This is a genomic window from Thalassospira tepidiphila MCCC 1A03514, from assembly GCF_001662875.1.
Lineage (GTDB): Bacteria > Pseudomonadota > Alphaproteobacteria > Rhodospirillales > Thalassospiraceae > Thalassospira > Thalassospira tepidiphila.
Window position 1 is genome coordinate 1 of sequence record NZ_JPVZ01000019.1, and the last position, 9,475, is coordinate 9,475.

The 9,475-nt window shown below is 46.4% G+C and carries 8 protein-coding genes; 5 read left to right on the forward strand and 3 right to left on the reverse strand.

The genetic code is table 11. The features are described 5' to 3' along the window. Positions 1–74 precede the first annotated feature (74 nt). The 3 genes from TH4_RS20300 to TH4_RS20310 are packed head-to-tail and all read right to left on the reverse strand — an operon-like array spanning position 75 to position 4,264. Complete coding sequence (locus TH4_RS20300) at positions 75–785, reverse strand: hypothetical protein (protein WP_064782552.1); 711 nt, start codon at positions 783–785, stop codon at positions 75–77. Between the two features lie 28 nt (positions 786–813). Continuing rightward, complete coding sequence (locus TH4_RS20305; protein ID WP_064782553.1) at positions 814–3,120, reverse strand: anti-phage 6A-MBL system cap2_3 protein; 2,307 nt, start codon at positions 3,118–3,120, stop codon at positions 814–816. Beyond that, complete coding sequence (locus tag TH4_RS20310; protein ID WP_064782554.1) at positions 3,080–4,264, reverse strand: anti-phage 6A-MBL system MBL-fold protein; 1,185 nt, start codon at positions 4,262–4,264, stop codon at positions 3,080–3,082. The genes TH4_RS20305 and TH4_RS20310 overlap by 41 nt, the downstream gene beginning before the upstream one ends. A gap of 166 nt (positions 4,265–4,430) precedes the next feature. On the opposite strand from TH4_RS20310, the gene TH4_RS20315 reads away from it, so the two are divergent. The 5 genes from TH4_RS20315 to TH4_RS20340 all read left to right on the forward strand — a co-directional run. Continuing rightward, the gene (locus tag TH4_RS20315; RefSeq protein WP_064782555.1) at positions 4,431–4,688 is read left to right on the forward strand and encodes a hypothetical protein; all 258 of its coding nucleotides are present in this window, start codon (positions 4,431–4,433) and stop codon (positions 4,686–4,688) included. 103 nt (positions 4,689–4,791) lie between these two features. Further along, a complete protein-coding gene (locus TH4_RS20550) occupies positions 4,792–5,928 on the forward strand; it encodes a MobA/MobL family protein (RefSeq protein ID WP_157097823.1) in 1,137 nt (378 codons plus the stop codon). A 363-nt stretch (positions 5,929–6,291) separates the two neighbouring features. After that, positions 6,292–7,503, forward strand: a complete 1,212-nt coding sequence (locus tag TH4_RS20335) for a DUF3987 domain-containing protein (RefSeq protein ID WP_064782559.1) — start codon at positions 6,292–6,294, stop codon at positions 7,501–7,503. An 11-nt stretch (positions 7,504–7,514) separates the two neighbouring features. Then, positions 7,515–7,694, forward strand: coding sequence for a hypothetical protein (locus tag TH4_RS20745; protein WP_157097824.1), 180 nt, complete (start codon positions 7,515–7,517; stop codon positions 7,692–7,694). 145 nt (positions 7,695–7,839) lie between these two features. After that, positions 7,840–9,475, forward strand: a 1,636-nt coding sequence (locus TH4_RS20340; protein WP_064782560.1) for a recombinase family protein, incomplete at its 3' end; no start/stop codon positions are given.

Consider the following 9,475-nt stretch of genomic DNA (forward strand, 5'->3'; position numbering starts at 1 on the left):
GCTTTTTTAATGTTGGTTGCGGGGGCAGGATACCAACTTTGGCGAACTGCAATTTCACAAGTGAGCTAATTCGATCATCTTTCCGCCATCAACGTCTCACAAGACAAAGCAAGTTGGCGGGCATACGCTTCAGAAGCATCTAGAACTGACTTTCGTGTAACGAAAATAGCGAAATATGCTGCGTGCATTAGCGAGATCAATACAACTACTGAATGCGTTATTCGCCCGCCATCACCAGAGAATGGACTTCCAAAACCCGCAAAATATGTCCCGCCAACAATAACTGCCAAAGAAATCAGTAAGCTGATTTTCTTCAGACCATAAAGATTCCTTCTGAAACCATAAGTTACGTTTTCTTCAAAAATTAAATGAAACCTATTTTTATCTCTAGTTCGCTCCCTAAGCCAGTGGCCACATCGTTCTAAAAAGCCATTTTCATCCGGCTCCTGTGTTCCATCTGGCTCCGCTTCATTAAGCTGCTCACTTAAAAATTGCCGATACCTTTTTTTAGTGAGTGGGTCGAAAGTAATATCATCAAGCCGCAGGACAGAAATATTTGGCCTGCCACCACTTTCCGCAAATATTTTTTTTTCGACGGACCTCCCCAACCTTCTGGATAAATCCGACAAAGTTACCAAAAGAACCGATGATGCCGACATAATTCCCAATTCTGGCACCGAAATATCAGACCAACTAAGACTTATAAAACAAAACCCTACTACTGGAACTATCGCTATAGCAGCGGGTAAAAACCTTGCTCTAAAGGAGTAAGAATCAATGATCATTTTGCCCCGAAATTTTGTTAATATTTCATCAGACTGCCTTTGCACTGATTGCAAATAAGTTGTCAGGAGCAACAATCAGCAGGACTGAGGGCGGAGGACGCTCATTAGCGATGTCCTGTGCGGTTTTCCTATCAATGTCTGATGGGCCGCAGTTACTCAAATGTGTGTGCCAAGTACCAACGTCGATCAGTGTATGTCCACTTTCAAGATAGCGAGCACGAATACTCTCCTTGAGTCCACTAGTACCAAGCACAAACAACGTAGCACTTCGTTTGCTATCATCAGGAGCCTCAAGTGTATCAACAACTGTAATTGATTTGAGCCGTGCACTAACTACACCGATCAGTACCCCGCCAGTTTCAACATCCGAGAACTTTGCGCGTTCTCCTTGAATAATGTTGATCACACGGGCCGAAATCCTTAACTGCCACCCTTCGATTCCATCAATTGGCACAATGGTAAACTCATCAACTTCAAGCTCTTGCCAATGGCAGTTTAGAGTGTTCGGGTCCGACAGCCCTAGGTTAATTCTTCCGTTTGCGGGCTTTTCCTTCATCCAGCGAGTAAATTTCTGAGATAGAGTTGCTGACATTGAAGACACTTGTGCATCAGAAATACGCATAGTCAGTGAGGCACAGCCCTGACCTATTTGCACTTCCGTCAGGCCATGCCTTTCGTCTGTCAGCTGCTTAAGCACCGCATCTGGTGCTACTGCATACATTTCAGCAACAAGATCACTAACTCTGGGATTTCTCTTGTCACCTTCGCACAGAAGGTAAGCACCATTTCCCTCTGCAAACAGCGCTCCCTCGGCTAACTTAACCGTAACTCCTTGGGCTTGATCGACTGCTTCCCGCACCAATAGAGAGGCAGTTGTATTCAATGCGAATTGTGTCCTCTTAGGTAAAATGCGTTTTGCGCTTACTGCATCCGTAATTTCTCTGAGATCAATGTCGTTCGCCTCCACCGTCTGGCCCAACATCCTCATCTCATCTGCTAAACATTTAGCTTTATTGAATAAACCTCCTGCGGGGGCGATCAAAGCATGTCGCGCATTATTGTGCGGAGACAAGTTCCCATTATCTGTAATAGCCGATATTTCCACTCCGCATTTCGCTAAATGGAGCGCTATTTTCGACCCCACACTACCTGCCCCTAAGAAGGCAACTGGTGAAAGATCCTCCTCACCAGAAACATTCCTTAGCAAGGTAGGGTTCGTAATATCAAGCTGAGAGCAAGGCGCAACCGGTTCATCATTCCCATGCTGAAGAAGCGACTTGCTGTCAGACGACGGTCTAAACTCAACAGTGTAGGGAAGTATTTCGATTGAGCTTTGGTTATGTTCCCCAATAAGCCTGACTGGCCTTCTGACACAAAAAATTACTGTAACAGGTATCGGGCAAACAAAGTACGATTGCTCTGACCCTACCTTCTTTGATCGGCAAGCCAACTCCCAAACGCGCTCCAATCCAGCGAGGACTGTATCAAAGTGCGATCTACATCCGAAACGATCCGCTCTAGCCTTTAAGTCACTAAATGTTGTCACCGTTTCTGATGCGTACTCGTCATCAACAAACTCTTTTCCCGATGCATCTTTTCCTGACCAAAGAACGATACAGACTGTATGCCCCCTGCAAAGCTTCGACTTCAAAACCTCTGCTTCAATAGAATTTGCAAATGAATTCAGCGGCACAGCCTCATCCGAGCAAGTGACGAAAGTCATTGCTTTATCAAGCAGCTGGTCTTCATTGCTGCCTGATCGCAGAAATGTTGCTTTTTGAAGTCTAAACCCACCTCTCCGATTAACATTTTCCCTAACATGCTCTGCATTTAAGAAGAGCAAGCTATCCAACGACTCTCGAAGAGTCGGCTCCCAACCTTGACTGGCAGAAATCAAAGTCCCTTGGGCTGCATTTTGCAGCCATTTAACCAACTGGTTTAATAAAGAGAAAACACCTGCTTCCAATAGGCCAAACTGTGCGAAATACTCGTCAAGTTTCCCATCGACAATACAGGGAACCGGCATCTCATCCATAGGGGCTGGATACAAATGTGGTAAGTTCCTTGGGAACGAGCGTCGCAGGTAAAATCGCGGGCTCACCCACGGATAACTTTGCGGGAGCTTAACGAGCACTTCTTCCCGGCGCTTTACGCCGCTATCACTTACTCCCTTTGCCCGCATTCTCAGCGGCATCTCTACATTTAGCTCTATAAAGATCACAGCGTGATCTGAGTGGATAGCCTCGACCTTTGCCGAAACACACTCAGAATGTAGACGAGCTAATTTGGCAAAGTTACGAGCGTGATCTTGCAACATCACCATGGGCTCGGGCATGGGTGGCTGTGCCCCCAACGCCGATTGCCGTTGCCGCCGCGCGCGCCGTTTTCGCTGTTTTTTTGACAATGCCCGATCCAACTAATTCAAACTCAATCAAGTCCGATTTTTCATCCCAATGTTCCATGGTACAAAAGAACCTGTCTGCATCTCCTCCAACCATGGACAAATACTCTCGCTTTGCCCTCTCATGAGGTGGATTCGCATCATCTTTTTTGATCGTCTTGCTCGAAGATATTATAATCCCACCTTCCAGAACCTGAGATAGTGCGCTCACTGCATTGTCATTGACTTGCGCCTTTTCCCCTAGATCACTCCAACTTTGGTAGCTCAGACTTCTCCACGAACAGTGATGTGGTGCTTGCAGAATATCATATTCAAGCCACTCACTTTTAGTTTCGCCATGCAACTCCCACAACCTTTCCCAAATAGCTACTCCGGCGTCACCGCCGGTCAGGAAATGGCAGGTTTCTGTATTTTCTTTGTTCTGAAGAGCAAAGCGCAAAATAACGGACGAATTGTTTTTGGATAACTCTTCTTCATCAATCTGATCGTCAGGAGACAACGGAGCTAGCAACCTTGCACTAAATGCGCCATCTCTGATTGAGTTGGCTGTTTCTATGCAATCACCTACCGAAACCACAATTTCATTGATGTCATCAGTTTTGCCGTCAGCATCCTCTCCCATGATCTGAATACGCTCACCATCCGGGAACGAACTAGTCTCACGATACTGCGCAACTCGCCGACGTGCTTCTTTTGCCCATGCTTTGGCATCTTCACATATCTTATGGTTTTTACTTGCTCGCCGGAAAATTATCGGAGAGGACCACATTTCCTTGATTAAGATTTTGTCATCTTCTTTTTTCCAGTCATTCTCTGGTCCCAAATGAAAGTGTTTCTCTAGTCCACTGATGTGATCTTGATCAGGGTGGGACAAGACAAAAACATCGACAAAGCTTCTACCGTTCTCATCTTTTTCCAAGCGTTCCCGCAATTGAGAAATGACATCAGGTCTATCATCTGATGCATCATCGGCCGCAGTTGTAACATTGATATCAATCAGAATGCTTTGGTCATTCCGCAACCTAATCAGGGTCATATCTCCATTGCCTACAGGGAAAAAAGATATTTGCGCTGCCATCAGATCACCCGCTCAAAGTTGCAAAAATATACCCCGAAGCACCCAATAGTAATTTCTAATATTTGGCATCGTCAAGCTTCAATCCGACTGACTACTCTCAAGATTTTTTGAAACTCTGCAAACGAGAACTATTTCATTCCTAGATGCACAATTTTGGGAAATAGAAATGCTGTCCAATGCCAATAACTTCATCGACTTTCTTATGAGCACACGGCACACCGCCAATCTAACCACCCGCGACTTAGTGTTGCTAGATCAGTTCACTGCTTTGGGATTCCCCGCACACGGAAAAGAAAATTTCCCAGCACTGCTCAAAGTTTCCAGAGTAAGAAATATTCCATTACCTGAAATCACAGAAATGTACTGCCAGTTGCGGGGTATGTACGAGCATCAGACCGGGAAAAAACTGCGCAAACGCAAATGAACAGCAAAATGCTACTTATTTACTCCGTTAGTGCGCACTTCAGTGAAAATCTTTGATTTTCACTCCTCAAACTCGCCAACAAAAAAAGAAGCGAGAAAACAGAATGGCTATCTACTCACTTTCACACAGCAGTATTTCTGCGAACGACGCACCGGGACTGACTGCAGCGAGACTAATTTATGCGTGCTGTCGCAAAGAAGCGCTAGTCATAGGTGAACGGCATGGGCTCAAACATTTCACACGTAGCAACCTCAAACACTTTGCTAACGTCCGCGAGAAACAAGCTGGAAAGAATGGTCGAATTCTTGATGGTTTCATCGCAGCCTTGCCGCAAGAAGGCAGTCGCGCAGACCATATCAAGATCGTAGAGCGGTTTGCCGAGCAACTAACCAAACACCGGGCTCCTTGGATTGCTGCTTTCCACTATGACCACAAGCGAGGTGACAGCGAGGGCTTCATCCGCAACCCTCATGTTCACATTTACGTCTTCGAAGAAAAGCTCTCAGCAAAAGCGCGAGGACGGGGCCGACCGAAAAAGGTCATACAATTGAGCAAATCCGGAGCGCTGGAATACGCTCGGAAACTATGGGCCGAAACACATAACCAAACAATGAATGGCAAATGTTCAGCAATAGACCACCGTTCCTATGTCCGTCAGGGACGTAATCAGCTGCCAACCGTTCATGAAGGCCCTGAACTTAACTGCGGTCATCCCTCCCCAAAGACGAAAGAACCCGAACGATATCGGGACAAGCTCAATCAGCTCATAAAAAAACACAATCAACAAATGATGGGAGAACATCATGAACGAAACTCTCGACCAGCTTCTAAAAATGCAAGACCTGAACGATCAGAGCCACGCACACACGAAGCGGGTTTTGAGCCGGATTTCGAAAATCAGCGAGACGCAGCAGAGCATAAACGAAGAAGTTGCAGTCAATTTGCAGGAGATTCACAAGAAACTTCAGAAAGTTCTGAGTTCACCAAACCTCGAACACAGCAAAGCAACCGAGGTGCTCCGGAAGAAGCACTATGTTCCGATCAAACCCCTTCTAATTTGCAGCGGAGTTATTTTTGGAGTTTGGGTCGGCGTGAGCTTCGAACTACTTCAAACAATCATCAACGCATGCGCGAGTTAGAAAACACCAACCCGCCAACACAGCACTTTTTTACCGCACACCTGATATCGTTTGGTCTAAAAGTCAAAAATAAAGTTCGTGAAAAATTATTAGAGCGTTGAATTTCTCTCTGTGAAATTTTCGAAGCTGTATTTTTCGTGAAAAAACTTGTGCTGCAGCAAAACTCATCCGCTGACGGACGGCTTGCTGACTATTTACTGACATCCTAAAGCAAACCCACATCCGCAAAAAACTGCGGATTACAGCAATTTTCATCCCATTTACTGACAAAAGGGAAAGGACCGCTTCTTGGACTCAAAGGGGGTTCATTCTGTTTAATTTTAATCTTCAAAATTCAGATTTTGCCGTTCAGAAGAATTGTTGAACTTTTTTCTTCGGCTTTCGGAAAACGACCTCAAATCGATTGGGCAAGACGAGCGCAAATGACGCTGTTCGTCAAAGAAACCTAACTTTGAGGTTCACACATGACCCAAAATAGAACCGGCGGAACCCTCGCAAAGGTTCTTGAAACCAAGGGCCTACCGGAAGAAGCAAAGAAGCTTGTTCAATACGCTTTATCGACCGAGCAGCAAAACAGTAACGGTCTGGTTACAGAAGCCATCGTGAAAAACACAGTCTTAAGCAAGACTGTCGATCTGTTCAAAGCTACCACAGACATCTCAGCAGTCCTTGTCCTGGCAATTTGCCATGCAGTGGTTTGTGCTTTGGCACTTTCCAACTCTGCAACCATTCGCATTGCAGGCAATCGCCTTTATCCCGATCCATGGATGATCTGTTTGGCATCCAGTGGTGCGGGCAAGTCTTTTACCCTTGGCATCATATTGGACATGATTTGCTGCACCTTGTTCCCCGGTGCAACCTCTGCCGCAGCCTTGATCGAAAATATTCGAGACTTCAATAAAACCGGTTGGTTTGAAGACGAGTTCGCCCAACTTTTGAAACGGATGAATGGCCAGAAGTTTGCTGAGGAAATGCGTGAGATTTTCCTGAAACTTTACGGCAACGATCAACTTTCACGTATCACAAAAGCCGACAAGATCATCGTCGATGACCCTGCACTTATGATCTTTGGCCTTACTGTCAAAGAAACATTTTTGGAAAACATCTCTGCTGAGAGCTTCCTTGATGGCTTCATGCAACGGTTTTTGATCATTACGGCAGAAAAAGACCCGAGCAGAAAAACCAAAAATTTCGCTCTCTACCGGACCCGTGAACATGAGAGCTATCCCGAAGTTCGCGATGCTTGGGAAAGGCTCTCTACTATGCCTATTCATTCTGAATATACTGCTTCCGAGGAAGCAATCACTGCATACGAAGAAATCTTTCGAGATCTTTATGGCGATGAAGACATCCCTGACTCCTTTTATCGCCGTATTCTCTGGGCGACCCTCAAGTACGCTCTTTCATACCATCTGATGCTCGGCAAAACCTCAGCGGTCCTTGATGCCGAGGACGTCCGCCATGCTTCAGTCATGACGCGCATTCATCTCTCTGAGACCTGCTCACTGATCAAAAGCTATGACGACGGCAACCTTGCTCAGCTTGTGGAAAAAGCCATCCGACTCAAGATCAAGAAAGACCGGCTTCCAACAACAGGTGAGTTAATCGCTGGTGTAAGAGCCATCCCTGATGCGGAAACCGCGCGCATTGTTCTCGATGCTATTCGTAACGTCTGAGGGTTCCCCAAATGAAAACCAAGAAAAAGACCTCTGCTATCAGAACCACTCAGCCTGTTCGCATCACTCTGCGGTCTGCAAATGACAATGATCGAGTAGATGCCTATGTCGGCCCCTATATCCAACCATTTGTCACACTGATTGCCAAACAGGTTGCGACGGAAACCCACAGCGCTTCGACCACCAGATAGCGTCCAACTCATTGGCCTTCTCACTCAGCCCCCTTTTATGGAAGGGGGCTGAGTGGGAAAACCTCTCCGTTTTTTCATAACCAGAATTCTGCTCATTACCCCCGGCAGTACTGATCTTTATCATTCAATCGAAAAGGACTTCCTCATGTTCTCTATCAACGATACCGCCATGACCGAAACGAGTACCATTATTTATGGTCGCTATTCCTCCGACAAACAGAATGCTGATAGCGCCAAAGAACAGATCAGGCGTTGTCGTGAGTTTGCCGCCGATCAAGGGTGGAACATCGTTGATGAATTCAGTGATGAAGCCATCTCGGGACGCTATTCTGATCGCCCGGGTTACAATCGCATCAAAGATGCCATCGAGAACAAGCGGTGCAAGATTGTTCTGGCTGAAGCATTGGATCGTTTCAGTAGGGATCAGGAAGAGTCCGCAAAGCTCTTTAAGCTGGCGCAATTCCACGGCGTGGAACTTCATACCATTAAAGAACGCAAGATTTCTCTGATGACCCTTGGATTAGGTTCAACAATGAACTCTTTATACCTTGAGTATCTCTCAATGCGAACCCGCAATGGCCTTGCATCAAGGGTCGACAAAGGAAAGTTCGCTGGCGGAAAGGCCTATGGCTATCGCACCAAAATCGGTTCTGATGGACATGCTGTCGTTGGTGAGCGCGAAATCGTTCCGGAAGAAGCCGAAATTGTTAAGCGAATTATGACAGAATACGCCAATGGCATTTCTCCCAAGAAAATTGCTACTGATTTGAACCTGGACAAAATCCCATCCCCATCAGGAAAGCACTGGAAAGCCAATACAATTCAGGGAAGCCGTGAACGCCGCAACGGTATTCTTAATAACGAGCTTTATATCGGGCAACACGTTTGGAACAAGCTGCACTACGTATACGATCCGGAACAAAAGGGACGTATTTCCCGACTTAACTCAACCGATCAATTAAAAGTCAATGAGCATCCTGAACTTCGCATCATTGATCAAGCGCTTTGGGATAAGGTTAAGGCGCGTCAAGCCGCATTCGACGCAAAGCGAGCGGCTTACAACACGGGTGATAAGAACGGCTTATCTGGCTCCCAAGCGACCCGACGCAGTCGCCATCTCCTCTCAGGATTGATCCATTGTGGATGCTGTGGTGGAAAAATGAACATCGGCGGTTCAAAACCCAAGAGGTACTATTGTGCAAATGCCCGTGAGAAAGGTCGGGCCGTTTGCCCGGGCATCGGCGGAGTTAAGAAAGACACTCTCGAGCAATCCGTCGTCGCATCTTTGGCTCAAGGCTTGATGGTGCCGCAAGCCGTTAAGCTATTTCTTGAAGAGTATGCCAAACAACATGCCGCGATGGATAATGCGCGTAATTCGGAACATCGTAGGAAGCTTTCGATGCTCCGAAAAAGTGAAAATCAGCAAAAGAACCTGATCAATTCCCTCACGCAAGGCAAATACATCGCCGCTGTGGAAGATAGACTTGTCGAACTATCAAACGACATTGAGATGTTGAAAGCAGACCTTAAAGATCTTGAGGATGAAGCACCAAAGTTGCCGGACAATCTCGCGGAGCTCTATCACGAGAAGATTGATGACCTTTCGCACACTCTCAACAACCCTACCACACTTCCAGAAGCAATAGACGCGGTTCAGAAGCTGGTAGAGAGCGTTACTGTCTCAAAAGATGGAAAAGTTATGCAAATTGAATTGGTTGGACAGCTCGCTGAAATCCTGCGCATGACCGGCAACGAAAAAACCGCCTCCAATAAGGAGGCGG

Coding starts and splice junctions, on each gene's coding strand:
- TH4_RS20745 (WP_157097824.1), top strand. CDS start 7,515: ATGAAAACCAAGAAAAAGACCTCTGCTATCAGAACCACTCAGCCTGTT.
- TH4_RS20335 (WP_064782559.1), top strand. CDS start 6,292: ATGACCCAAAATAGAACCGGCGGAACCCTCGCAAAGGTTCTTGAAACC.
- TH4_RS20305 (WP_064782553.1), bottom strand. CDS start 3,120: ATGCCCGAGCCCATGGTGATGTTGCAAGATCACGCTCGTAACTTTGCC.
- TH4_RS20315 (WP_064782555.1), top strand. CDS start 4,431: ATGCTGTCCAATGCCAATAACTTCATCGACTTTCTTATGAGCACACGG.
- TH4_RS20550 (WP_157097823.1), top strand. CDS start 4,792: ATGGCTATCTACTCACTTTCACACAGCAGTATTTCTGCGAACGACGCA.
- TH4_RS20310 (WP_064782554.1), bottom strand. CDS start 4,264: ATGGCAGCGCAAATATCTTTTTTCCCTGTAGGCAATGGAGATATGACC.
- TH4_RS20300 (WP_064782552.1), bottom strand. CDS start 785: ATGATCATTGATTCTTACTCCTTTAGAGCAAGGTTTTTACCCGCTGCT.